Origin of the sequence: Kitasatospora kazusensis (assembly GCF_039529945.1) — a bacterium.
Taxonomy (GTDB): domain Bacteria; phylum Actinomycetota; class Actinomycetes; order Streptomycetales; family Streptomycetaceae; genus Kitasatospora; species Kitasatospora kazusensis.
Genome location: NZ_BAAANT010000041.1, coordinates 16,041 through 39,548, shown reverse-complemented (window position 1 = coordinate 39,548; position 23,508 = coordinate 16,041). Strand labels below are relative to the sequence as shown.

General features: G+C 71.6%; 30 protein-coding genes. 23 read left to right on the top strand and 7 right to left on the bottom strand.

The annotated features are described in order from the left end of the window. Positions 1–134 precede the first annotated feature (134 nt). From ABD330_RS26380 to ABD330_RS26355, 6 genes are all read left to right on the top strand, one after another. Positions 135–653 carry a hypothetical protein gene (locus tag ABD330_RS26380; RefSeq protein ID WP_344468501.1) on the top strand — a complete coding sequence of 173 codons (519 nt, stop codon included), beginning with the start codon at positions 135–137 and terminating at the stop codon, positions 651–653. A gap of 1 nt (position 654) precedes the next feature. Beyond that, positions 655–837, top strand: coding sequence for a hypothetical protein (locus ABD330_RS26375; RefSeq protein ID WP_344468500.1), 183 nt, complete (start codon positions 655–657; stop codon positions 835–837). A 118-nt stretch (positions 838–955) separates the two neighbouring features. Then, positions 956–3,058, top strand: coding sequence for a hypothetical protein (locus ABD330_RS26370; protein WP_344468499.1), 2,103 nt, complete (start codon positions 956–958; stop codon positions 3,056–3,058). Positions 3,059–3,068: 10 nt separating this feature from the next. After that, positions 3,069–3,593 carry a hypothetical protein gene (locus ABD330_RS26365; protein ID WP_344468498.1) on the top strand — a complete coding sequence of 175 codons (525 nt, stop codon included), beginning with the start codon at positions 3,069–3,071 and terminating at the stop codon, positions 3,591–3,593. A 106-nt stretch (positions 3,594–3,699) separates the two neighbouring features. After that, complete coding sequence (locus ABD330_RS26360; protein ID WP_344468497.1) at positions 3,700–4,533, top strand: hypothetical protein; 834 nt, start codon at positions 3,700–3,702, stop codon at positions 4,531–4,533. Beyond that, positions 4,533–5,999, top strand: a complete 1,467-nt coding sequence (locus ABD330_RS26355; protein WP_344468496.1) for a transfer protein — start codon at positions 4,533–4,535, stop codon at positions 5,997–5,999. The genes ABD330_RS26360 and ABD330_RS26355 overlap by 1 nt, the downstream gene beginning before the upstream one ends. On the opposite strand, the gene ABD330_RS26350 is transcribed toward ABD330_RS26355, so the two are convergent. Beyond that, on the bottom strand, positions 5,993–6,217 hold the full coding sequence (locus ABD330_RS26350; protein WP_344468495.1) for a hypothetical protein: 225 nt from the start codon (positions 6,215–6,217) through the stop codon (positions 5,993–5,995). The genes ABD330_RS26355 and ABD330_RS26350 overlap by 7 nt on opposite strands. Before the next feature lie 106 nt (positions 6,218–6,323). Between ABD330_RS26350 and ABD330_RS26345 the strand changes: the two genes are divergently transcribed. The 12 genes from ABD330_RS26345 to ABD330_RS26290 all read left to right on the top strand — a co-directional run bounded on the left by ABD330_RS26345 (position 6,324) and on the right by ABD330_RS26290 (position 15,242). Continuing rightward, on the top strand, positions 6,324–6,518 hold the full coding sequence (locus ABD330_RS26345; RefSeq protein WP_344468494.1) for a hypothetical protein: 195 nt from the start codon (positions 6,324–6,326) through the stop codon (positions 6,516–6,518). A gap of 49 nt (positions 6,519–6,567) precedes the next feature. Next, positions 6,568–6,912, top strand: a complete 345-nt coding sequence (locus ABD330_RS26340) for a hypothetical protein (RefSeq protein ID WP_344468493.1) — start codon at positions 6,568–6,570, stop codon at positions 6,910–6,912. 82 nt (positions 6,913–6,994) lie between these two features. Next, on the top strand, positions 6,995–7,729 hold the full coding sequence (locus tag ABD330_RS26335; protein ID WP_344468492.1) for a hypothetical protein: 735 nt from the start codon (positions 6,995–6,997) through the stop codon (positions 7,727–7,729). 118 nt (positions 7,730–7,847) lie between these two features. Continuing rightward, complete coding sequence (locus ABD330_RS26330) at positions 7,848–8,498, top strand: hypothetical protein (protein WP_344468491.1); 651 nt, start codon at positions 7,848–7,850, stop codon at positions 8,496–8,498. Between the two features lie 126 nt (positions 8,499–8,624). Next, on the top strand, positions 8,625–8,885 hold the full coding sequence (locus ABD330_RS26325) for a hypothetical protein (RefSeq protein ID WP_344468490.1): 261 nt from the start codon (positions 8,625–8,627) through the stop codon (positions 8,883–8,885). Between the two features lie 129 nt (positions 8,886–9,014). Next, a complete protein-coding gene (locus ABD330_RS26320) occupies positions 9,015–9,545 on the top strand; it encodes a hypothetical protein (RefSeq protein WP_344468489.1) in 531 nt (176 codons plus the stop codon). A gap of 148 nt (positions 9,546–9,693) precedes the next feature. Further along, positions 9,694–10,398, top strand: a complete 705-nt coding sequence (locus ABD330_RS26315) for a hypothetical protein (protein WP_344468488.1) — start codon at positions 9,694–9,696, stop codon at positions 10,396–10,398. A gap of 37 nt (positions 10,399–10,435) precedes the next feature. Further along, complete coding sequence (locus ABD330_RS26310) at positions 10,436–10,681, top strand: hypothetical protein (RefSeq protein ID WP_344468487.1); 246 nt, start codon at positions 10,436–10,438, stop codon at positions 10,679–10,681. A gap of 92 nt (positions 10,682–10,773) precedes the next feature. Continuing rightward, positions 10,774–11,013, top strand: coding sequence for a hypothetical protein (locus ABD330_RS26305; protein ID WP_344468486.1), 240 nt, complete (start codon positions 10,774–10,776; stop codon positions 11,011–11,013). Between the two features lie 123 nt (positions 11,014–11,136). Continuing rightward, entirely contained in the window at positions 11,137–11,889 is a 753-nt protein-coding gene (locus ABD330_RS26300; RefSeq protein WP_344468485.1) for a hypothetical protein, read from the top strand. 454 nt (positions 11,890–12,343) lie between these two features. Continuing rightward, positions 12,344–13,561 (top strand): IS110 family RNA-guided transposase, encoded by a 1,218-nt coding sequence (locus ABD330_RS26295; protein ID WP_344468518.1) that lies wholly within the window; start codon positions 12,344–12,346, stop codon positions 13,559–13,561. 73 nt (positions 13,562–13,634) lie between these two features. After that, entirely contained in the window at positions 13,635–15,242 is a 1,608-nt protein-coding gene (locus ABD330_RS26290) for an SMI1/KNR4 family protein (RefSeq protein WP_344468484.1), read from the top strand. A gap of 206 nt (positions 15,243–15,448) precedes the next feature. Here the strand turns inward: ABD330_RS26290 and ABD330_RS32560 are convergent, their stop codons facing one another. The 3 genes from ABD330_RS32560 to ABD330_RS26280 all read right to left on the bottom strand — a co-directional run bounded on the left by ABD330_RS32560 (position 15,449) and on the right by ABD330_RS26280 (position 18,570). Further along, positions 15,449–15,541, bottom strand: coding sequence for a helix-turn-helix domain-containing protein (locus tag ABD330_RS32560; protein ID WP_425555644.1), 93 nt, complete (start codon positions 15,539–15,541; stop codon positions 15,449–15,451). Between the two features lie 39 nt (positions 15,542–15,580). Further along, positions 15,581–17,869 carry a hypothetical protein gene (locus ABD330_RS26285; RefSeq protein WP_344468483.1) on the bottom strand — a complete coding sequence of 763 codons (2,289 nt, stop codon included), beginning with the start codon at positions 17,867–17,869 and terminating at the stop codon, positions 15,581–15,583. 233 nt (positions 17,870–18,102) lie between these two features. After that, entirely contained in the window at positions 18,103–18,570 is a 468-nt protein-coding gene (locus ABD330_RS26280; protein WP_344468482.1) for a hypothetical protein, read from the bottom strand. Between the two features lie 173 nt (positions 18,571–18,743). Between ABD330_RS26280 and ABD330_RS26275 the strand changes: the two genes are divergently transcribed. Next, complete coding sequence (locus ABD330_RS26275) at positions 18,744–19,010, top strand: hypothetical protein (RefSeq protein ID WP_344468481.1); 267 nt, start codon at positions 18,744–18,746, stop codon at positions 19,008–19,010. A gap of 153 nt (positions 19,011–19,163) precedes the next feature. Here ABD330_RS26275 and ABD330_RS26270 read toward each other — a convergent pair whose 3' ends face one another. Together ABD330_RS26270 and ABD330_RS26265 are read right to left on the bottom strand one after the other, a co-directional pair. Continuing rightward, on the bottom strand, positions 19,164–19,316 hold the full coding sequence (locus ABD330_RS26270; protein ID WP_344468480.1) for a hypothetical protein: 153 nt from the start codon (positions 19,314–19,316) through the stop codon (positions 19,164–19,166). A 190-nt stretch (positions 19,317–19,506) separates the two neighbouring features. Beyond that, positions 19,507–19,881, bottom strand: coding sequence for a hypothetical protein (locus ABD330_RS26265; protein WP_344468479.1), 375 nt, complete (start codon positions 19,879–19,881; stop codon positions 19,507–19,509). Between ABD330_RS26265 and ABD330_RS26260 the strand changes: the two genes are divergently transcribed. The 4 genes from ABD330_RS26260 (at position 19,882) to ABD330_RS26245 (ending at position 22,535) form a co-directional block, all read left to right on the top strand. Then, positions 19,882–20,157 carry a hypothetical protein gene (locus tag ABD330_RS26260; protein WP_344468478.1) on the top strand — a complete coding sequence of 92 codons (276 nt, stop codon included), beginning with the start codon at positions 19,882–19,884 and terminating at the stop codon, positions 20,155–20,157. Between the two features lie 419 nt (positions 20,158–20,576). Then, positions 20,577–21,386, top strand: coding sequence for a hypothetical protein (locus ABD330_RS26255; protein ID WP_344468477.1), 810 nt, complete (start codon positions 20,577–20,579; stop codon positions 21,384–21,386). 16 nt (positions 21,387–21,402) lie between these two features. Further along, a complete protein-coding gene (locus ABD330_RS26250; RefSeq protein ID WP_344468476.1) occupies positions 21,403–21,795 on the top strand; it encodes a hypothetical protein in 393 nt (130 codons plus the stop codon). Further along, positions 21,774–22,535 carry a type 1 glutamine amidotransferase gene (locus ABD330_RS26245; protein WP_344468475.1) on the top strand — a complete coding sequence of 254 codons (762 nt, stop codon included), beginning with the start codon at positions 21,774–21,776 and terminating at the stop codon, positions 22,533–22,535. Before ABD330_RS26250 ends, ABD330_RS26245 begins: the two co-directional genes overlap by 22 nt. 103 nt (positions 22,536–22,638) lie before the next feature. Here ABD330_RS26245 and ABD330_RS26240 read toward each other — a convergent pair whose 3' ends face one another. Next, a complete protein-coding gene (locus ABD330_RS26240) occupies positions 22,639–23,484 on the bottom strand; it encodes a hypothetical protein (RefSeq protein ID WP_344468474.1) in 846 nt (281 codons plus the stop codon). Positions 23,485–23,508 lie beyond the last annotated feature (24 nt).

Below are 23,508 nucleotides of genomic sequence, written 5' to 3'. Positions count from 1 at the left end.
CTCTCCGGTGGTCACCAGGGCGAGGAAAGCGCCCTGGTGACCGCCGAAGGCGCCGTAGCGCCGAGTACCACCGTAGCGACCCGGCCATCCGGCCGGAGCCCGGGTCGACCAACTTCCCCTTCCTGGAGGACGACATGTCCCAGAACAACAAGAGCGGGTGGACGTCGGAGCACCTGCTCAGGCCGAACGGCACTGCCCTGTACGCGGCCCAGCAGCGCGAGCGGCTGCGGCAGATGGCCAATGAGGTGCTCGGGCTGCTGCACGAGTACCAGTCGGCGCTCGGCGAGATCCGGATCGACGGCGATAAGCCGCTGGAGCACAAGGTGCGGGCATTCCGTGCGGCCCGGCCGATGGCCAGCCTGGAAAAGCACCTGCGGGATGCCGTTGCCGACGCCGGAAAGGTCGACACCGCCTACACCAGGCTGTACGTCGAACTTCCGAAGAAGCGCGAGGCCCGTGCCAAGGGCAAGGAATTGAAGAAGGCCAACAAGGGCGGACTTCAGGGCGTGCAGGAGGCGCAGGCGCTGAACACGGCGGCCAGCCTGCACGGAATCGGCGCGAGCGTCTACGCCGACCAGGACGGAAATGACACCGGGAATTCCTTGAAGAAGGGGCCGGTGCCGTTCCTGGATTTCCTGCAGAAGGAGGCGTGAAATGCCGCTCACGCCCGGCCAGGTGGAGTACTGGAACAAGCGCTTCGAGGCGACCGGTTCGAATCCGGACCGGGCCGCGGCGTTGTGGGATCTGGCGCGGACCCTGGCCGGCCAGGACGAGGCGGCGTGGGCGGACCTGGTGCGGATGCTCAGCATCTGGACGCAGGCCCGCGCCGGCACCTGACCGGCCCTGGCGGCAGGTGACTCTTCGCGCTCAGTTTTTCTGCGGCGAGTCCGTCATCCGGGGTCTCCAAGTGCGCGTACGTACGCGTACGCGAGAGACCCCGGATCGGTGACTGAAAGTGACGACGATTGGAGGCGGCCCGATGGCCGACGAGACCACCGGGGGGACCGTCCTCGGCTTCCCCGGCCTGATGGTGCCCGGCGCCGTGGGCGAGGGCGGGCCGCCCACGCTCGCCCCGCTGACAGGCGAATTCGCACCCCCCGCATCCCTTTCCGTTCCCGAAAGCCCCGCGCTCGGCGGGGCCGCCGAAACGGCCGCTCACGGAATGGAGGCGGCTCCGGCCGCCGGTCCCGGTTCGCTGGCCGGTGTGGCCGCGATGTCGTCCGTCATGATGGCCGGGATCACGGTCGCGGCCCTGCGCGGCGCCTATCACGCGGTCGGCTACCTGAAAGCCCGCGCCGAGCATTTCAAATCCGTCCGGGACCAGCAGGAAGCGGTCACCGGAAAGGCGAACAGCGAACTCGAAAAGGCCTGGCTGAATGCTTTCACGGCGCAGCAGCGGGGCCGGATGCAGTCCGGTCCAGAATTCGGCCGGGCGTCGAAGAATCCCGCGCCGAATTCGGGTCAGAATTCGGGGGTGAAGAATTCTTCGGCCCCTGCCGCGATGAAGCAGGGGCCGGTTGGCAAGCCGCTGGCCGATACGGCGAAGAAGCCCGAGGTGGCCCGCAAGGGCGGTCTGGACGCCCGGGCAGGCGCTGCGGGCAGCCCGGGGCCGGGCGCGATGCAGGACGCCCGCAGGAAGGCCCTGGAGGCTTCCGGGAAGAGCGGCCGCCCGGGCCCGAATTCCGGGCCCGAAAAGGGTCCGAAAGACCGGTCGGGGAAGCAGCTCGCCGCCCCGGACACCATCCGGGGAGCAGCCCGGCAGCGGGCCGCCGCCCGGATCGCGGGCGGCCCCGCACCGAAGACCCCCAAGCAGCCGTCGCCGCCGGACACCCTGCGGGGAGCCGCCCGCCAGCGGGCCGCGAACCGCATCACCAACGGCCCCACCCCCAAGACCCCCAAGACCCCCAAGCAGCCGCTCGGGCCGGACACGATCCGGGGCGCGGCCCGCCACCGGGCCGCCGACCGCATCAACACCGGCTCCTGGAAACCGACCGGCGCCCACCAGGGCAGCGGCACCACCCCCACCACCATCCGCGGCGCGCTGCGCACCCGGGCGGCCGGGCGCATCCTCAACGGCAAGAAGGCCAAGGCCCAGGCGGCGCAGCCGGGCACGCCGACGCCGCCCGGCCCGAAGGTGAACCTCACGAAGACACCGAAGGCGCCGGGAGCCACCGGCGCTGCCGGTGCGGCGGGTGCGGCGGGTGCGGGAGGAACCGCGGCCGGCGCCGCCGCAGGAGCGGCGGGGCGGAAGGCGAGGCGCAGGGCCAGGCCCAAGCCGAGGGCGACGGTCAGGCCCAAGGCGCGGGCACGGTCGAGGTCGAAGGCGAAGGCCAGGTCGTCGAAGGCGGGCAGTGCCCAGGGCCAGTGGCAGCGGGCGGGCACCCGAAAGTCCCAGGCGGCCGGCGGCACGTCGGGTCCGACGGCCGGGTCGGCGGCCGGCGGGTTCGGTCCGCCGCCCGGCTGGGGCCACACCCAGGGCCCCACGGTCACCTACTCCCAGGCCAACCGGCCCGGCTCGCACACCGCCGGTGCTATCGGCAGCGGCCCGACCGCCCTGCCCCGGGCGCCTTACATCAGCCCCCACGCCCGGCCCGGCACCACCCGGCCCGGCCCGACCCAACCGCCTGCCGGAGGACCACCCGTGACCATCCCCGCGCCGCGCGCCCCGCACGGCACGCAGTACGCCGACTCGGACCTGACGATCGGCGACGTCATCGAGGCCGACGCCGACATGGCGGAGGAGATCATGCAGGGCGCCGACGACGCCCGCCTCGCCGCAGAGGGCTGCGAGAGCCTGCTCGGCGGCCTGGAGGCGCTGCACGCCATGGTCCTCGAGCTGAAGGTGCCCGGCGTCCTGGAGGGCATGGTCGCCTGGCTGATCGAGCAGGCCGGCCTCGTCCAGGCCAAGGCGGAGGCCGTCGCCGAGGCGATCCCCGGCGCGGCCGAGGCCATCGCCCAGGCCGGGCACAACGCCGAGCGGCGTGACAAGCCGGTCGCCGACGTCGTCCGCGACCAGGGCCACATCGCCCCGGCCGAGCGCGAGTACCACGAGGAATAGGAGACACCCGATGCCCGACACCGAACTCACCCCGGTCACCACCAGCGAGGCGGCCACCGTCTCCACCGCCCCGTCCGTGACCGACACGCCTGCCGGCTCCGATTCCGGGCCCGGGGCCATCGAGGTCGCGGGCCAGGTCATCGCCGTCGCCGGTGAGGTGATCAGCGACGCCGTCAAGTACGGCCTGGTCGTCGCCCAGCTCGGCCTCGCCGCGGTCAAACTGGCCCACCTGTCCGGTCAGATCCGCGCGACCTACGCCTACGTCGAGGGCTGTGCCGCTTCGGTAGGGCGCCTGGCCGACCAGGCCGCAGGGATGAACGTGGACAAGGACACGGTCGGCGAGCACCGCGAGGCCGCCACCGTCATGCTCTCCGTCCTGGCGGAGGCCGAGGCCATGGCCGCCGCCACCGAGGAACTCTCCGTGATGTTCCAGCAGACCGCCGACGCCCACGAGAGCGACTACGGGCCCGTCGCCGAGGTCATCGCCAACAAGGAGGGCGCCATGGCCGACCGCGAGTTCTACAGCAACCGCTGACCCCACCACACAGGGGCGGCCGGCGCCGCCCCGCGCGACACCGGCCGCCCCTTCGCACACCCCCATCCCATCGCCTCCCCGGCCACCGCGAAGGAGCCCCACCACCATGCTGTCGCTCGGCCCGCTGCGCGGGCGCATCGCCACCGCCCGCGGCTACACCGGCCGCGCCGCCACCCTCGCGGGCGTGGCCGGCCTGGCCACCGCCGCCTTCACCGACACCCCCATGCCCTACGTCGCCGTGATCAGCGGCGCGGGCGCCGCCACCGCCTGGGGCCTGATCTGGTCCGCGACCCTGCCCAAGGGCCGGGTGCGCGACGCCGCCACCGCCCTCTACCTCGTCTCCCCCGTCAGCGCCGCCGCCCTGCTCGTCACCGAGCGCCTGGTGCACGGCCTGCACTGGTGGGAGCTGGCGCTGGACGCCGCCTGGACCGTCGCGGTCTGGAAGTGCCGCCCGGCCCGCACCGCCCGGGTCATCACCGGCCGCGAACGCTCCCTGACCGTCGAGGCCGTCCAGTACGCGCAGCAGGAGCAGGCCGCCGCCCTGGTCCCGGCCGGCTCCAACCACCCGATGTCCCTGTGGTGGGCGCAGCGGGTCGGCGTCGAAGGCGGCGCCGCCCCGGGCACGGTCCTGCTGGACGTGGAGCAGACCGGCCCCAGGTCGGTGACCGCGATCATCGCGGCCGCCGTGCCGGGCACGCCGGTGCCCACCATCTCCATCACCGCGCTCTCCGCGCTCCTGGACTGGGAGGAGGAGGAGATCACGGTCGCCAAGGTGGCCGGCCGCGGCGCCGGGGTGCGGCGCCTGAGCGTCGGCATCGCCCCGGAGGGGGCCGACGACCCGTACGCGCGCTGGGTGAAGCACATCGCCCCCAAGGGGATGCCCGGCACCTGGATCACCGACATCCGCATCGTCGACACCGACGTGAAGGAGCTGACCTGATGGGCAAGATCTACGAGCTCGCCGTCCGGGTGCCGGCCGGTGACGTCATCAATTACGACCTGGGACGTCTCGCCGACGCGATGGACATCAAGGACCCGGCTCGCCTGGCGGTGGAGATCAGCGGCAGCCAGGGCCTGGTCACCATCTACCCCGAGGACCCGCTCGCTGAAGTCCTCATGCCCGACCCCGAGTCTCTGCTCATGGATTCCACCGGCCGGATCTGGGTCGGCCTGCACCACAACGGGCGGCGGACCAAGCTGCGCCTGTACGACCCGAAGTCCGGGTCGGCGCAGCGGATGCTGCTGTTCGGGACCACTGGCGCGGGCAAGTCCACCGGCGGGCAGATCATCCTCGCCGCGATGAAGCGCTCCGGGATCGGGGTGTTCTACGCGGACCTCAAGGGCGGCCAGTCCGCCCCGGAGGCGCGCGGGAACTGCGACTGGTGCGTCTACACGCAGGAAGGCGCGATCGCCCAGCTGCGCGTCTTCTGGAACATCATGAAGGCCCGCGAGGTGCGGTACGCGGCCGCCGGCCGTTCCAAGTTCCTGCGGGACCGCCCCGACCCGCTGATGTACCTGATCCTCGACGAGGCGAACAGGCTGCTGGAGAAGGGCGCCCCGTACCGGGACGAGGCCACGTTCTACATCAAGGACATCGGCCGCACCGGCCGCTCGCTGGGCATGGGCATCGCGCTGTTCGCCCAGGCCGGGCACCTCGAGGAGCTCGGCGGGTCCGACACCCTGCGCTCCATGCTCAAGGAGGGCGAGGTGATCCTGCTGCGCTGGACGTCCAACCTGATGCGGCAGCTGGTGGCCGACGGGCTGCTGCCCGCCGGGCAGAAGCTCATGCCGATCCCCAAGTACGCGGGCGCCTTCGAGCTGAAATCGCAGTTCGACGACACGGAGGCGGACGAGGACCGGCCCGGCACCCAGGGCAGCGGCTACCACCTCTCCGGCCTGCACCCCACCGCCCGGATGCGGTTCTTCAAGGTGGGCTCGGAGATGCCGACCGACGGCCTGGACCCGGAGATGCTCGCCCTGTACGGCGACGGCCCGCACGCCGTGCTGGAGGAAACGTCGTGGGAGGACGCGGGCGAGGCCTACGCCGGACGCCTCGACGGGATGGACGCCTACAAGCTGGCGTGCCCGGAGCAGTTCGAGGAGACCAAAGAGGGCGGCGGCGGGAAGGCGAACGGCCGGGGCGGCAACAGTGGTGGCGGCGGTCGGCCGGCCCGCAGCATCCCGGTGCCGGTCATCCCCGTCGCCGTACCCGAGCAGCAGCAAAACCCGGCGCGGCGCACCATCGGCGACCGCGTCCTGGCCGTCATGGAGAACAGCGACGGCGAGATGGACATCTACGAGATCCTCGCCGCAGTCAACGCCGACGGCGGCAAGACGGTGAAGCTCGGCTCGATCCGCAGCGCCCTCACCGGTCTGAACGCTGCGGGCCGCGACGGCGATCAGTAGTCGTCGTCATCCACGAGGTAGACCCGGCCCCACTCGTCGGTGCGGGCCTCGTAGACGAACCCGCCGATCACCACCCCGGCCACGGCGATCACCGTGCCCGGCTCGTAGTCGTCCGTCAGGTGCACGACCCCGTCCTCGTCGGTGTAGCAGTCGTAGATCAGGTCGTCGTCCGAGACGACCTGATCGAAGACGAACCCCGGACGCCGGATGAACCCCACCGAATCTCCCCCTTCAACGGCCTGCCGGAGCCACCAGCCTGACGCACCAGCAGTCACTGCGGCAGGCCCTTCGCCACACCCGTCACCGTCACCGCCAGGAGCCACCGTGGCCGTCACCGTCTCCCTCGCCGTCTTCTTCGGCATCCTCACCGTCGTCCTCTACCGGGGCCGCGCCGTCGGCTTCTGGCCCGGCCTGACCCTCGTCCTGTTTGGCTTCACCCTCGCCAGCACCGGCCTGGGCCCGACCATCAACCAGCTCCTCACCGGCCTGGTCCACCTCATCGGCAGCATCCGCTTCTGACCACCCGCCCGCTCCGCCCGCCAGCACAGCCGACCCGGAAGGACCCGCCATGAACACCACCCACTCCCCGCTGCCCGTCGGCCCGGTCGACCAGCTCCTCGCCCAGGCCGCCCTCGACCCGCGCACGCGGCCGACCGTCGCCGGCCCCCAGACCTTCGAGGACACCCTCGCCGTGCTCACCGACCTGTGGGAGGCGATGCAGCTGCGCAGCCGTCGGGCGCTGCCCGCCGCGCCCCGGCGCCCGCAGCTGCAGCCCGGACCGCCCCGCGTCGTCATGGTCGACGAGGGCGCGCTCCTGATCGGCCAGTCGCGCAGCGGCAAGCAGTCCCCAGAGGTGGCCCGCCTGATCCGCGAGCTCCTCGCCGTCGGCCGCACCACTCGTATCAACGACTGACACCACCCACCACCACCCGACCGTGCCCGCCGCCCACCCCAGGGCGGCGGGCACTACTCGTCTCCCGAAGGGAATCCCCGCCATGACCTCCGCCTCCGCTCTCGCGCGGTACGCCGAGCTGACCCGCCAGCACGAGGAGACCGCCCGCCTCGCCGACCCGGCGCCCCGCCCGCCGGCCGACCAGCTGATCGACCCCGCCACCGGCACCGCCGCCATCGGCCGTCACCCCGACGGCAGTCCGGTGCTGCTGCCGCTGTGGAACGCCAACGGCGCCGTGCACCTGCACATCAGCGCCCGCACCGGCGCCGGGTCCAGCACGCTGATCGACCACCTGGTCGCCGCCGAGCACGCCAGCCCGCTCACCGAGCCGTGGGTCGCCGACCCCTACGGCGCCCGCCCCCACCTGGCCGCCCGCACCGCCACCACCAAGGCCGACACCGTCGCGCTGCTGCGCGAGGCCGTCGGCCTGCTGCGCAGCCGGCTGCGCGAGGGCGACAGCGGCGAGGGCGCCTACTCCCCCACGCCGCAGCGCCCGCTGACCACCATCACCCTCGGCGACTGGCCCCACCTGTCCACCTGCGAGGAGACGGTGCTCCTGGCCGAGGAGATCGCCCTCACCGGCCCCCTGGCCGGCATCGGCCTGCGCATCGAGACGTGGCGAGTCCGGTTCCAGCCCCCGCTCCCGCTGACCACCACCGCCCTGCGCGACGCCCACCAGATCACGCTCACCGCGCGCCTCACCCCGGGCCTGGGCACCCACGCCCCGCACCCGGCCGCCCCCGCCCGCCTGTTCCGCACCTGGACCCCCGAGCAGTAACCGCTCCCGGCCTCTCCGAGGGCCGCCGGACCCGCCCGCCACCCAAGCCGGGCGGGTCCGGCGGCCCCAGAAGGCGCCGCGGCGCCCCCGCCACCCCGCCACCCCGAAGGAGACCACCGTGCCCGGCACCGAACCCACCCCGAACAACGACTCGCAGGTCATCCTCCTGGAACGCGGCTACGTGCCGACGACCATGGACGGGCAGATCGTCGCCGTGCCGCTGAGCCCGGACCACGGGGACGCCACGTGTGTGCCCGCGATCGTCGACGGCCAGGCCACGGCCGTGCCCGTCTTCGACGTGAGCGCCCACCTGGACGCCATGGCCTCCCGCCTGGCCGACCACCGCCGGGCCGTCGACGCCCCGGCCCCCGTCCCCGCGGCCGCCCCGGCCCTCGACCCGGGCCTGCCGCTCGCGGTGCGCCAGTACGTCCTGTACGGCTCCATCGCCTCCCTCGCGGCCGGCGGGGCGGTGTGGATGCTGGGCGCGGCCGTAGCGGAGGTCGCCCCGCACGCCGGTGAGCTCGGCGACCTCCTCAAGTGGGCAGCCGTCCTTGTCGGCCTGGTCGTGCTCGGCGTCTCCGGTCTGCTCGGCAAGCTCCGCTCGGTCGCCGCCGGAACCGGCACCGCGTCCGGGACGGGCGCGAGCGCCAGCGGCCAAGGCGCCAGCGCGACCGGCACCGTCCTGGCCCTGGTCCACCGCACCCACCAGACCACCATCGGCAAGCAGTCCGCCGGGTGGCGTGGATCCGTCACCAACAACAACGGCTGACCAGCCGGTTCGTCGGCCTCGCCCCCGGCCCGCCTCCGCCCGCCCGCCACACCGGCGAGGCGGGCGGGCCGCCTCCGGGGACGTCGCCGGCCGCCCGGCCGGAACCGACCCGCCTTGGAGGACCCGATGGGATACGCCTACTACACCGTCACCCGCGCCGACGGCACCGAGATCGAGGCTGGCTACGACGTCACCGCCACTTGCGAGCAGGTCGGTTGCACCGAGGAGATCGCCCGCGGCCTGGACAACCTGTGCGGCTCCGAGCCCGGTGCCCCGGAGGACGGCTGCGGCGGCTACTTCTGCTCCCGCCACCTCGGCTACAGGGACTGGGAGAGCGAGGAGCCGCAGCCAGAGAACTGCAAGTCCTGCTTCGAGAAGCGCGACTGACCGGCCGTCCGGCCCCGTCCCCGGCCCGCTCCGCCGCCCGCCCCGCCGACCCCGGCCGGGCGGGCGCGGTGCATCCGGGGACGGGGCCGGCCGACCGGCCGGACCGCCCCTGTCGATGGGAGCCCTCCCGTGAGCATCACCGTGACCGAGACCGCCGCCCCCCGCGACCCCTCCCAGGTGGCCGCAGCCGCCGTCACCGCCATCACCAAGGCCATCACCGCCGCCGACCGGCACACCGCCCCCGCCGGGCCGCTGCCCACCGCGTCCTGGCGCAGCCGCCGGTTGAACGCCGACGACCTGCTCGCGCGTCTGGCCCACCTGCCCGACCACGCCCCGGTGATGGTCGACGGCGAGCTGCTGACCGACGCCGACTACGACGGCACCCTCCACCTCTACACCCCGCACGCCGCCCCGCCCATGCCCGGCACCGAGGGGCCCGTGGCCCCGGCCCCGGCGTGGCGCAGCGCCCGGACCCGGCTGCTGGCGGTCGGCGAGCTGCGCGAGCGTCTCGCCGCCGCGCCGGACTTCGCGCCGGTCACCGTCGACCACAACGCGCTGACCGACGCCGACTACGACGGCGCCCTGCACCTCTACACCCCGTACACCGGCGCCCCCGACGACGAGGAGGACGAGGACGACGACGAGGACCTCGAGGACTGACCCGGCCCGGCTGATCCGACCTCGCACCCGCCCGCGACGCCGACCGCGAGCAGCTGGCCTTCTTCTGAACCCGCCCGCCCCACACATCGCCCGGCCGCATCCCGCGGCCGGGCACCCGCCGCACGACCGACCGAGAACAGGACTCGCCGTGACCCAGCACCAGAACCAGCCCACCGACCCCGCCTCCGGCACGCTGCGCGAGGCCGCCGCCCGGCGCGCCCAGCAGCTCACCGCCCCCGGCGGCTGGTCCGACCGCCGCCGCCGCGAACTGGTCGCCGCCCTGGACGACTTCTCCACCGCCCAGCCGTGGGTCCGCGCCTTGGCCTATGCGCTCGCCCTCGCCGCCGGCGCCCTGGTCCTCGGCACCGTCGGCGGCATCCTGCTGAACGCGGCCGCAGCCCTGGTGGGCGCCGTGCACCTGCCGCAGCACATCCCCGGCACCGGCGACGGACTGGCCACCACCATCACCCGCCCCGTCCACACCTATCTCGACAGCAGCTCCGGCCACCTGCCGCTGACCGCCACCACCGCCTACGCCGCGTGGAAGACCTTCGGCCTGGCCGCCGGATTCCTCGCCTTCGCCTCACAGGCCGCCATGGCCCGCCTCGCCTGGACCACCTGGTCCGCCGCCACCCTCGCCATGGTCTGGCAGGCCGCCCCGGAAGCCGGCCGCCCCGTCGCCACCGGCCTGACCGCCGCTGCCATCATCGCCGTCTCCCTATTCGCCCTGCGCGGCATCTCCTTCAGCCTGCGCCCGTTGGTCATCAACCGCACCGACGTACAGCCGCAGATCACCATCCAGACCCCCGAGCGCACCCGGCACTGCCCGACCGGCCCCTTCGACCAGCGCTGACCCCACCCGACCACGACGACCAGGAGCAGCCACACCCGTGCCCGACCCCGCAATCCCCCACCCCGCCGCCCCCGGCCAGCGGCTGGCCGCCGTCATCACCCAGCGCACCCAGGCCCTGGCCGCCGACGTCGCCCAGCTGCGCGCCGACGCCGACCGCCTCGCCCTCGACCTGGCCCGAGGAGTCAGCACCGAGGACACCGCCCGCCTGACCGTCCTCGCCCAGCGCATCCACGGCCAGGCGTCCCGGATCGAGGGACTGCAGGACGCCCGCAGTCTCACCTGACCGACAGCCAGCCCCGGGGCCGGTGCCCAGCGCGCCAGCCCCGGCCGCACCTCCCCAACCCGCCGAGCAACGCCGACCGGAAGGCATTCACCGTGGCCCTGGCCGTATCCCGCGACGCACAGATCGCCGCGCTCTACGAGAGACTCCACCACCGCTCGGGCATCCTCGCCGGCCTCACCCCCGGCACCCCCTCGCACGCGGGGATCCAGGCCGAATGCGACGCGATACACGCCGAGATACGACGCCTTCAGTCCTCCACCAGCATCTCGCCGAAGGCCGTCCTCGTCGGCCTCGCCGTGCTCCTGCTGATCATCTGGAACGCCCTCCACTGACGTCCCGGCATTCACGCTGCCCACCACCACGCCCCGCCCCCGAGCCAGCCAGGCCCGGCGGCGGGGCGCCGTGGTGAGCGGCGCGGCCGCCCGGCCCAACCCCGCTCCCCTCGGAGGTACCTGATGATCGAGCAGACGACCCGCGCCCGCCTGCTGAGCAACGCCCTCGACACCGCCGACAACATCGCCATCGCCGCTGCGGCGGCCACCGCCGGCCTCACCACCTACCGCACCCTCGCCGCCCGCCCGGCCGAGACCCGCCTCACCCTCGCCGTTGCCGCCGCCGGCCTCGCCGCCTGCCTCGCTGACCAGGTCACCACCCAGCTCCGCCAGCCGTTGCGCCGCCGACTCGGCGTTCCCGCCCACGGCTACGCCTCCGCCGGCGTCGCGCCCGCCCTGGTGGCGTCGATGGAGCAGCTCCTCGAGGAGGTCGCCGTCGACGCCGCACAGCGCGCGGCCACCGGAGCCACCGGCCTGGACCGCAGCGGCGGCAGCCTGACCGACGCCGCCAACTGGGTGGGCGCGGAGGACGGCACCGCGACGTGCGAGCTGCCCGGCGGCGCGCACCTGCTGTGCGTCCCCTCCCCCGCCTCACACGGCTACACCAGCCGTACCTACCTGCTCGTGCGGGACAGCGAGCAGCAGATCCAGGTGAGCAGCATCAGCGAGCTGGTCGCGCTCCTGGACAGCCCCGCCGCCGACACGGCGCAGCCCGACGACAACGAGGACCAGGCCGACGACCCGTGGTCCGCCCTCGGCCAGGACCTCGCCATCGCCGAGCTGTGCCCCGCCGAACCGCTCGACGGCGAGGGCCAGGCCGACGAGGACGACGACGTCGACCAGGAGGCGGAAGCCCACGCCGCCGGCCTCCTGTAGGTCGATAGCAGCCCCCGGCGGCGGGCCGACCTTCACCAAGGACCGGCCCGCCGCTCTCCTCCCCCGCCCCGAGCAGCCGACCCGAACCAGCTCACCTGCCTGTAGCCCGCTGACCTGACGGAGGACCACGTGCACCGCGTCATCGCCCCCCGCCCCGACAGCCCGAGCAGCCAAGCCGTCGGCGTGGACTTCGACGAAACCCTGATGTTCCCTAATAAGACCTACCGAGGCTCCATCCGGCAGACTCGGTGCCCGGTAGCCGCCAGCAGGTGAGCACTCTCTTTTCCCTGGACATCGAGTCCTGTTGACAGATCGTGCCCCTGCCGGTCGGCCAGGAGCGAAATCGCTGATGGGATGTCGTGCCCGCCCGGTTGCGGCGTGAGCACAGCCTTATTAGGTCGCTGATGGTTCTCCTGCGGGCTACTGCCGATCGAGGTCGATGACGGAGGACGAGTTGCTGTTCGTTGGGGACGACTGGGCCCAGGACCACCACGACGTCGAGCTGATGGACGCCGCAGGCCGCCGGTTGTCCAAGGCCCGGCTTCCGGAGGGTGTGGCCGGCATCGAACGGCTGCACGCGATGATCGGTGCGGAACTCGGCGAAGACAGCACGGCCGAGGTCGTGATCGGGATCGAGACCGATCGCGGCCCGTGGGTGCAGGCACTGATCGCCGCCGGCTACACGGTGTACGCGGTCAACCCGCTGCAGGCATCCCGGTACCGGGAGCGCTTGGCGGTTTCGGGGGCCAAGAGCGACGCGGCCGACGCGCACATGCTCGCCGACATGGTGCGCACCGATTCCCACCAGCTCCGCCCGATCTCCGGGGACACCGCCGACGCTGAAGCGGTCAAGGTGGTGACACGCATTCACAAGACCCTGATCTGGGAGCGGACCCGCACCACGCAGCGGCTGCGGCACGCCCTGCTCGACTACTTCCCCGCCGCGCTGGAGGCGTTCGAGGACCTGGACGCCCCCGATGTCCTGGAGCTGCTGGCTAAGGCGCCTGATCCGGTAGGCGCGGCGAAGCTGACAACCACGCAGATCAGTGCGGCCCTCAAACGCGCCCGCCGACGCAACATTGCCGACAAGGCCACCAGGATCCAGGCCGTACTGCGCGGCAGGCACCTGGGCCAGCCCGCCGCGGTTACCGCGGCATACGCCGACTCGGTACGCGCGCTCGTCGCGCTGCTGGTCACCTTGAACGAGCAGGTCAACTTCCTGCACGGGCAGGTAGAGGACTACTTCGGCCGGCACCCGGACGCTGAGATCATCCGTTCCCAGCCCGGACTGGGCTCGATGCTCAGCGCCCGGGTCCTCGCAGAGTTCGGCGACGACCCCCACCGCTACGCCAGCGCCAAAGCCCGCAAGAACTACGCCGGCACCAGCCCGATCACCCGCGCCTCCGGCAGAAAGAAGGTCGTGACCGCCCGGTTCGTCCGCAACGACCGGCTCATCGACGCCCTGATCGCCCAAGCCTTCTCCGCGCTTCGGATCTCTGCCGGAGCCAGGGCCTACTACGAGCAACAAAGAGCCCGCGGCATCGAGTTCAACGCCGCCCTGCGCCAACTCGCCAACCGACTCGTCGGCATCCTGCACGGCTGCCTGAAAACCGGCACACCTTACGACGAGGCGACAGCCTGGTCCCACCGAGCCCACGCACTTGCCGCTTGACACTCCAGCTCATGGGTCCGTCATGGCCTCCTGCGATGATCACCCAGCAGTGCCGACAGAACGGGAGCAGACCATGGCCGAGCTGATAGCGCGGGGCGTTGCGCGGGTGGCCGGGAAGGTTGCGGCGAACGCGCCCGAGGGATGGACGGAGGCGGTGCTGGTCGGCACCCAAGGCCTGTTCGGCCTGGGCATCTCCACTCATTTCGCCGTCCCCGGTGCGAAGCCGCAGGCGCTCCATGCGACCCAGGCGGTCCAGCTGGCCGGAGCCTTCCAGGACCTGCAGGACGTGGCGGCGGCGGTGGGCGCGGCCCGCGGCTGGGAGCGCACCAGGCTGGAGATGCGGTGTCGGCCGTCCGGGGAGTTCGATCTGCTCGCGTCCCGGGAGACCGTCTTCCGGCAGTACCAACATCCGGGCTTCCTGGCCGTCCTGGACCACGCCTACCGGCTGCCCCTTCCGGGTCTCGCCCAGGAGGGGGGCACTTCCGCCCCGGCGGGCGATCCCGACCTGGCGGTCGCCCGGTTCCGGGCCTACCTGGAGCGGCGTGCCGAAATCCTGGGGCACCCCGAAAAGCTGCCACTCCCCGTGACCACCACGGCGCTCGATGACGCGGAGCGTCGGCTCGGCCGGCCGCTGCCCGCCGACCTGCGCGCGCTCTACCTGATCGCCGACGGCAGCGGGGACGAAGCGCCCGATCTCTTCGACAACCTCCGCTGGCTGCCGCTGGAGCGCCTGGTCGCCGCCAATGAGCACGACCGGGAACCGGTGTGGTCCGGCTGGGAGACTTCCTGGAACTCAGTCGTGCTCGACGCCGACCCGCTCGACGCAGTCCGCCGCTGCCGGCAGCACCCGGGCTGGCTCCCGTTCGCCACCGCCGATGATGGCAACTACCTGGCGGTCGACATGTCCCCCGCTCCGGCCGGTCGTCCCGGCCAGGTGATCCAGAGCGGCCGTGACTACGACGACGGGCCGCTCTACGTCTGCGACTCCGTCACCTCACTCCTCGCCCGCTACCTGGAACTGCTGGAGCAAGGCGCCTACGAGGTGGAGGAGGACGAGGTCGACTACATCGAATTCACAGAAGACCCTCGCGGAACCGGCTTCGACCCTGAGCTGCGAACCGACGGAATTCCCCACGACGTCCCACCCGGCATCCAGGCCGTCCTGATCCAATCCGGTGCCCCCGCCGGACCCATGGACCTCACCCCGCTCACGGCCGCTCCCCACCTGCGGCGACTCGAACTCAAACGCCGCCCTGTCGCTGATCTGTCCCCGCTCCGGGCCCTGCCCGTCGAGTCCCTGGGAGTCACCCTGCACGGTGGCGACCTCGCACCACTCGAAGGCCACCAGTACCTGACCTCCCTCGACCTCGCCACCTCCGTCCCGATCGACATCACTCCACTGCGCACCATCCCGAACCTACGCGGCCTGGACCTCTCCGAGGCCGTGGTCCAGGACCTGACCGCGCTCGCCGGCTTCCCCGACCTGCGCTACCTGGCCCTCACCGGGAGCCAGTGGGCCGTCCTGCTGGACCAGGGTGAGCTCCCGTCCACGCTGGCCGCCGCCCGTCTGGCCGAGGCGGACGCCTCCCGCGGCGAGGCGCTGTCCTGGGCAGAACGACTCGGCCTGACTGCCGGCGAGCCGTTCTCTGTCACTGGCACTCTCGATCTTGACGGAGAGTGAGATCGGCCGCGACCGATGGCCGTCACCGCCCCGGGAGCCATCTCGAACCAGGCCACTGGGTCCACGCACTCCCTGTTTGACACTCCAGCTCATGGGATGTCTGTCAAGCCAGCGTGTTGAGGAGAGAGCTGCCTCAGGGTCGTGTGCGACATCCCGCGTGTTCCCCTGAGCCCCGGACGGAGTCCAGCCCCCTGGCCAGGGGGCGGCTATGGCTTGGCCGGGTCGGTGTTCTGGCTCAGGTGGCGGTAGATGGTGGGGCGGGTGACGCCGAATTCATCGGCGATCTGCTGAACGGTCAGTTACATAGGCGTGTACACGGCATGCATTACAGTCGCGGCCTACGGAATCGTCAGGTTGATCTTCGTGTATCGCCAACCGTTTGTGCGCTGCCACCACGGTTGGGCCGGCGAACCGTCAGCTTCCAGGCCGAATCGCTGCAACCCCTCCGCTCCTTCGACGTCCCCGGCCTCTTGTCGCCACTCCGCAAGCGTTATCAGGGCCTCCGCCTCTCCGGCGTCGACGGCCCGCAGGGCGAGCCGTTCCGCGCCTTCCATGTCCCCAGCGTCTTTGCGCTGGTATGCCAGCCAGATCAGGGCCAACTCCGTGTCTCCGGCGGCGGCGCCCCGCTGGTACAGGTCCGCCGCTCCCTCCCTGTCCCCTGCCTCGTAGCGCCGGTTCGCGAGCCATGCCAGGGCCCAGAGGTATCCGGTGTCGGTTGCCCGCTGGGCGACCCGTTCCGCGCCCACGGTGTCCCCGGCCTCTTGGCGCCACCGCATCAGATCGATCAGGGCCTGCGGGTCTCCGGCGTCGGCGACCCGCTGGGCGAGCCGTTCCGCGCCTACGGCGTCCCCGGCCTCTTCGCGCAACCGCGCAAGCTCGGTCAGAGCCCAGAGGTCTCCGGCGTCGGCGGCCCGCTGGGCGAGTCGTTCCGCGCCTTCGGCGTCTCCGGCCTCTTCGCGCAACCGCGCGAGAAACGTAAGGGCCCGCGGGTCTCCGGCGTCGACTGCGCGCTGGAACAGGTCCGTCGCGCCCTCCCTGTCCCCGGCCTTGTCTCGCCACTGCGCAAGCAACGTCAGGGCCTCCACCTCTCCGGCGTCGGCGGCCCGCTGGGCGAGCCGTTCCGCGCCTGCGGCGTCCCCGGCCCATTCGCGCGATCTTGCGAGATCGGTCAGGGCCCGCGGGTCTCCGGCGTCGGCGGCCCGCTGGGCGAACCGTTCCGCGCCCTCCCTGTCCCCGACCTGTGTGCGCCACAGCGCAAGCGTTATCAGGGCCTCCACCTCTCCGGCGTCGGCGGCCCGCTGGGCGAGCCGTTCCGCGCCCTGCCTGTCCCCGGCCGATCCGCGCCATTGTGCGAGATCGGTCAGGGCCCGCGGGTCTCCGGCGTCGGCGGCCCGCTGGGCGAGCCGTTCTGCGCCCACGGCGTCCCCGGCCCATTCGCGCCACCGCGCAAGCACCCCCAGGGCCTCCACCTCTCCGGCGTCGGCGGCCCGCTGGTACAGGTCCGCCGCGCCCTCCCTGTCCCCTGCCTCGTCGCGCCACTGCGCAAGCAGCATCAGGGCCTCCACCTCTCCGGCGTCGGCGGACCGCTGGCACAGGTACGCCGCGATGCGGTAGCGGGCCCGCTGATGGGCTGCGCGTGCCAGGGCGTTCCGGTCTGATGCGGTTGCCGCGTGGCCCTGGGCGGCGGTCCAGAAGGAGTCCGGCGGAACATCGTGGCGACGGACGGTGCGGGCGTGGTGGTCGAGGTAGTCGCTGAGGCGGTAGATGTCCGGCACGGCGCCCATGCCGTCCGTGTTGGCGACGGGTTCCAGTGAAGCGGCCACGCCCCTGACGCTTTCCCGGGCGTATTCGAGAGCGTGGGTGAACCAGGTGCCGGGGTCTGCGGCGGCGCGCTGCTGCGCGGTCAGGTAGCCGGGGGCGGCGGCCATAAGGAGCGCGGCCGGTAGAGGTGAGGTGTGGCCCAGGCGCCGGGCGTCCATGGCTGCGGTGATGACGGCATGAGCGTAGGGGCCGTAGGGCCCGGTAGCCCGCTCGTAGTGGTCGACCAGTTGCGGGCCCGCCGCGAGGGTCTGGGTGATCCTCCTGCCGGTGCTCGTGCTCAGGGCCGTCGCCAGCGACCGGTCGCGTCGGACGCGCGGGTTCTCCAGGTCCTCAGAGGCAAAGGACCCCGGGACGTGGATCAGTCTGGCCTGGCTGAGCAGGAGGCGGGCTTTCGCGTGTGCGTCCCTGCCGGGCTGCGGGGTCTCGGTCAGGAGGCGGTAGTACTCGGGCCACAGCGTGCACACGATCACGACCGGTCCGGCCTCCTCCAGCCGGCTGTGCAGAGCGGCAGCAGCCTCCGCCGCGTCGGTCCCGATGAGGAAGTTCTGGGCCTCGTTAAGCCACAGGATGGTGCGCGGGGCGAGGGTGTCGGCGTCGAGCAGGGCGAGGAGCCTCGTGGCGGTCTTCGGGAAGACCAGCTGCCAGTCCGGCAGGCAGGCACGGACAGCCTCGAAAGCGGTGCGGGTCTTGCCCGTGCAGGACTCCCCGCGCACGACCACGAGTGCTGTCTGCCCACCGCAGGCCGCCGTGACCAGGTGGGCGCGCAGTTGCCGATCGTGGTCGCGTTCGATGTAGTCCGGGAGCACGAATACGCCGTCGCCCTCCAGCAGGGTGGAGCCGTGGATGGCAGGGTGGACGCCGAGCTGCTGCGCGGTCCATGACTCGACAGGTCGAGGGCGATCGATCCGAGCGGCAGTCCCAGGCCCGGAAATGTGCTGGTGGAGCTGCCCGATGCTGTAGGCAGCAACCCCGCCATCCGCGGCCCGGACCGCGACGAAAGGGGCCTGGTTCGGGGCTGAAGTGGTGGTGCCGGGCCCGCTCAGCCCTGGGACGGCCCCGGCTGCGGAGGGTTTCCCAGGGTCACGCTGCCCATATTCCAGGCGGCCGCCGACCCGTGGTCGGCTCGGATGCGTACACCCTCGCCGACGGCCACACCGCCCTCTCCTGCCGACACTCCGCCGACCTTGCGGGACAGGGCCTGCATCTCCTCCACCGTGCGGTCCAAGGCCTCCGCGAAGCCGGGATCCTGCTCGAAGGCTTCCTCCAGCGCGTCGTGGACTCGTCGCCGGGTGCGGTCGCTCGGCCCGTCCTGCCCCGCCTCGGCCTCCTCGGCCAGTTTCTTGAACGCGGGGTCCTCGCCCAGCTTTCGGCTGACCAGGTCGTGGAGCCGGTCCATCCCGGCGTCCAGCGTGCGGTCGACCTCCGTGTCCGCTCGGCCGGCCACCCGCCCTGCCTTGCGGACCGCCCACGCGAACACATACCCGACCGCGATCTCTATGCCTGTCACCGAGCCCCCTGGGATCCCCATCTGGCGATGCATCAGACCGTACTCGCTGCCCGCCTGGAGAAGAAGCCGATCACGAGAAGAGAAAGAACTACACGGCGCCGTAGGGCGGTCGGCGCCGCGCGCGGTTGCTTTACGGTGGCCTGCGGAGGTCGTCGCCGTGCGCCGACCCGCTCGTGCGAGCCGCCCTCGCCCGCCCCGGCGCCCCGGCGCTGATGACCGGCGCCATCGTCGCCACCGCCAGCATCACCGACTGCCACCGCGACACCGGCTGCTGCCGGCCCTGGGGCCTGCCCGGCCTGTGGCACTGGACCCTCGCCGACGTCCAGGCCCTCACCGACCCCATCCCCGCCGCCGGCCGCCTCGGCCTCTGGAAACTCGACCCCGGCCAGCACGCCCTGCTCCACCGCCGCCGGGCCGCCGCCCTGCCCGCCCACCACTGACCCGCCCCGTCCCGCTGGCCGGGCGGCACCACCATCGCGGCCCTCGCCACCCCGGGGTCACCGCCTGACCTGGCTGCCAACGCGGAGAAGGCCCGCACCCCCGGAGAAATGGGGGTGCGGGCCTTCTCCGCGTTCTGCCGACGCCAATGCCGGTCAGGCCGCCGCCGACTCCGGGGAGGCGGACTTGATCTCGACCTCGATCCCCACGGACGACGACAGGGCCTCGATCAGCTCACGGACCATCGCCCGCGTCCCGTCAGGGTCGCGCTCCAGCGCCGCCTGGACGGTGTCCGTGTCCAACTTCATGGTGACCCGGCGCAGCGTCGCGAACGGGTCGGCGGCCGCTTTGGCGGAGATCCCCGTCGCGCCCTCCAGGCCCGCCAGGTAAGCGAGGACTGCCTCCTTGGTGGCCTTTTTCTTCCCGATCGCATCCGGGGCAGTGCCTTGGCGGCACCAGCCACCATCGCGGCCGTGACGGCCATGCCCTTGACCTGGATCAGGGCCACGTAGAGCAGTGCGGCGGCATCGACGCTGTGCTGCTCGGATAGGGCGACCAGTTCCCATGCCTGTCCGTAGCCCAGCCGCGTGGAAACAATTGTTTCCAAATCGTTCGATTTTGACCCAGGGATTCGAACATCTTCTCTGCGATCCGCCACGACCGGATCAGCTTCCCCGCGTACTGCGGGGTGACGTCCCACTGCTCCAGGCAGTACGCCTCGAACGTGCCGTGAGCCGCCCGGTACAGCCGACCGCCCCGGATCGCCTCCAGCGCCTTGCCCGCCGCCCAGTACGCGACCCGCAGGTTCTCCAGCGCGGCCTCGCACTTCACCAGCAGGTCCCGCTCCTGCGTGCCTACGTCCTCGGCCAGCACGTGAACCACACCGACCAGCGCATCGACCACCACCTCCAGGCCCACGCCCTCGATACCACCCAGCTCGCCGACGACGCCCAGCGCTACGCCACCAACCTGGCCCGGGGCATCCAGCCGTACGACGCCGACCGCATCGCCGACCTCGCCGCCCGCCTCGCCCGCCAGGCCCACCGCATCGACGGCATGAAGGACATCGCCCGCCTAACCGCCGCCACCGGCCGGACCGGACCGGCCGCCACCGGCCTGGGCGACGACCCGACCGGCGCCTGGACCTGACCACCCACCAGACCCGCCCACCCCGGCCCGACGAGAACCAGCCCACCTTCCTGTAGGCCACCAGCCCGACGCAGGACCACCACAAGCACCCGTTCCGTACCCCCGCCCCGGCCGTCCAGCCGGGGCGGGACCCATTTCGACCCGACCACCGAGGAGACCCACCGCGTGACCGTCATCCCCCTCGCCACTGGTCAAGCGGCTGAGACATCTCGCGAACCGGAATCTCGGCCCCTTCTTGCGTCGAGCCGGATGCGCTGTCACAACTCCTCACGCAGACTGATTTGCGTTCGCCGACGGGGACAGCCTGCCAAGGTGAATCGGAAGCGGAGCTGCGAACAGGACGGCGTGCCGGACGCCTGTCATGGGGATCACGGAAGTCGGCAAAGGCTGGAGATGCCTGATTCGCTGGGGGCGGTCGCATGGACGGCGCTGGACCTGTCCGGGACAAGGCCGGACTGCCGGGCGGAGTGCCGATACCGCATCCGCGTGAGGCTGCTGCGCCGCCGCCTGCGGAGTCGGGCGTCGACTTCTGCGGCGACGCCCTGCTCCTGCTGACCGGGCCCTTTTTCCCTGGGTCGGTCTCGCTCGCGGACTCTTCGGGCTTCGCCGTTCCGGCGGACGGTGGGCTCGATCCGGAGGGGCGCCTTACGCTGGTGCACCGGTCCCTGGACCAGTTCCTGCGCGGCTCGCTCACCTTCGGCAATCCGCCGGTCGACCTGCTCACCCACTTCGCCGGGTCGGAGGAGTTCGACGCGCGGCTGACGGCGATCGTGCGGGAGACGACGGCGCTACCGGTGGAGCTGCACGTCACCGGCATCCTGTTCCCGGACGGCTACGGGTCGGTGGCCGCGCACATGCGCGTCGTTGAGGGGTGGACCGTGAGGCGGCGGGAACAGCTCATCGACGACTTCGGGCCGAAGGGGCGCGACGGCCTTACCGCGCGTATCAGGGACGAACTGCTGCCGGCCCTGACCGCGATGTCCGACCGGTGCCGACAGGGGCCGCCATGTCCCACAGTCCTGCCCTACTTCAACCTACGCGGGCGGCACCACCCATCCGGCACCCGGCCGGGCGACCCTCTCCGATGCGCTGCGGTACCTGATCTACCCCCGCTCCGCCGCGCCGATCCCCTCCGAATCAACGTGGCCCCAGGAGTTCTTCTACCCCGGATACGCCTTCTTCCTGCTGGCCTCCCGAGACGGCCCCAGCGACACGCTCGGCCAACTTGAACACCTTCTCGGTCAGTTGAACGTGCACTACGCCCGGCTCGAACGCTCCGCCGGTGCCGCGGAACGGATCATCCGCGAAATGGCACTGGACGAGGACCCCGAACTGCTCATCGCCCTGGAACGACGGCTGCGCGCCGACTACCAGGCGCTGGTACGGCCCACGTTCAGCTACGACTTCCACGTGCTCAAGCTGCGTGACAGCGTCCTGGAGGCGTGGGAGACCGAAAAGGTGCGCGAGCGCACCGACACCCTGCTCGAGATGGCGCGGCGCGCGGTGGAACGCAAACTGGAGCACGACCAGATGCGCCGGGTGACGCGAGTCAACCTCGCAGTGACGATCGTGGCTATCCTGAGCTTCGTCCAGTGCGTCGACTCGGCCCTCAACCTGTGGTCGAGGTTCTTCGAGTAAGAGGGGTGGGGATTGTGCCGGTGGACGTGCAGATCTGCGTCGCGGACGGGCTGATCTACGACAGTCTCGACTACGCCGACCGGATCGAGCAGCGGCTGACCCGGGCCGGCCTGAGCTGCGGCCGCCTGAACCTGGTGACCGAGGCAGCCGATCTGACCGCGCGACGGCCACCGGCCCTGGCGTACGTGTTCACCGGAGGCCAGACCTCGGTGCACTCTGACGCCGCGTGGATGCGCGCGACCATCAAGCTGATGGGGGAACTCGTCGCCGACGCGAACGGGCGCGACGGCGACACCGGCCCCGCGGTGGTCGGCGTGTGCCTGGGCTCCCAGCTGATCGCCGAGGCGTTGCGTCCGGGCTCGATCATCGACACCGCGGGCATCGAGGTCGGCCTGACCGAGGTGAACCGGGTCGGCGACCACCAGGGCATCGGCGTCGTGCCATCGTTCCACTACCAGGCGATCAATCCGCAGATCGAGGAAGTGGACGGCGTGCGTATCGAGTACCGCAACGAGCACACCTCCGTCCAGGCGCTGAGCTACGGCGAGCGGGTCTTCGGATGCCAGTTCCACCCCGAACTGACCCCGGACGACGTGCGCCAGCTGATCGACTTCAACGAGGACGTCATCAGCTGCTGGCACGGCGACGCGGCCGCTGCGCATCGCTCGGTCGAGCAGTACCAGGACGAACTGCCCGAGGACCTCTTCGAGCGCCTGGTGATCGACCGCATCACGCGCTGACGCCGCCGGGGTCTGTCCAGCGAACCGTCAGTTCTCAGCATCCTTGCTCTGGCGATCACCGCTTCGTCGCTCAGCTGTACCCTGCCCGAAGAAATATGACGGCCTATCCGTCCGGGAAACTGGTGACATCCTGGATCTTCTGATCGAAGGTCACGCTCACCACGACCTGATACGGCACGGTGTGCACCGACCTATCTGGAAGTAACACACGGGCTTCGCCGCATTGCCAGATGCGTTTCCAGTCCAGCACGATCCGCAGAGCAGTACGTGCTGGGACTGTGACGCCGAATTCCTCTTCGAACAGGTGTGTGCTGCCAATCGCCAGGGAGAGACTGTGCTGTAGCTCAGCCTCTATGCTGCCCTTGGCCGAGAGCCAGAGAAGGTTCGCGCTCACGTTGCCACCTAGGGTCCGGCTGCGGCTCTCGCCTAATGTCAGAGTGCGGGTCCACTCGCGGCTGGCTTTCAAGCTGCGGGTAACGGGGGCAGGGCTGGCACGGTTGTCGATCAGCCGCACGTCCTCACCAAGCTGTTCCTCGATGCGCTTCATCTGAGTTACTGCCAGGACCCTGGCGTCCGCAGCCCCGGAAACAGATGGCGCCGGAGTTGAAAGATCTCCGAGGTGGTGCAGTAGGAGTCTCCGCACCATCGGACCATTATGGATCTCGCAGTCGAGGTTGATGTCCTCGCCCGGTCCTACGAGGACGTGCAATACCTCGCTCTTCCCCAAGCTACTAAAAAGCGGCGTCACCCAGCGTAGTTCCACGCGATGGGGGCCCGATGGCACCGGGGCGACGAATTGTTGGCTGGCGCGCAGCAGGCCCGCCGTGATGTCGTCGATCCGCACTGTGATGAGAAATTTGGTCGTGCCGTACAAGCCGCTGGGCTCCGCGCGGTATCGGTTGATTCGTATTATCCCGTCAGGGATGGCCAACCTCTCCTGACTGCTCATCATGTAAGTATGACTGGTGTCGCT